We start from the raw sequence: 382 nt of genomic DNA on the forward strand, positions 1-382 counted from the left end.
TCTGGCGACCCAGCGGGCCCTTCGGCAGCATGCCCTTCACGGCGATCTCGATCACTCGCTCCGGGTGGCGCTCCAGCGCCTGGGCCAGGGACTCGGTCTTCAGGTTGCCGATGTAGCCGGTGAAACGGTGATACATCTTTTCCTGCAGCTTCTTGCCGGTGACGGCAATCTTTTCTGCATTGATGACGACCAGGTAGTCGCCGGTATCAACGTGGGGGGTGTAGACCGGCTTGTGCTTGCCGCGCAGACGGCGGGCCAGCTCGGTGGCGAGACGGCCCAGGGTCTTGCCCTCGGCGTCGACGAGGTACCAGTCGCGCTGGACGGTCTCGTTCTTGGCAGTGAAAGTGCTCATGAAGAACTCTAGGTTAGGTCGGGCTCATTG

General features: G+C 62.3%; 1 protein-coding gene. It reads right to left on the reverse strand.

Going from position 1 to position 382, the window contains the following annotated elements; translation table 11 throughout:
* A partial coding sequence (gene rplM, locus DYI25_RS22340; RefSeq protein ID WP_213372957.1) for a 50S ribosomal protein L13 occupies positions 1-352 on the reverse strand: 352 nt, incomplete at its 3' end.
* Positions 353-382 lie beyond the last annotated feature (30 nt).

This window comes from Mesobacillus boroniphilus, from assembly GCF_018424685.1.
GTDB lineage: Bacteria > Bacillota > Bacilli > Bacillales > Cytobacillaceae > Mesobacillus > Mesobacillus boroniphilus_A.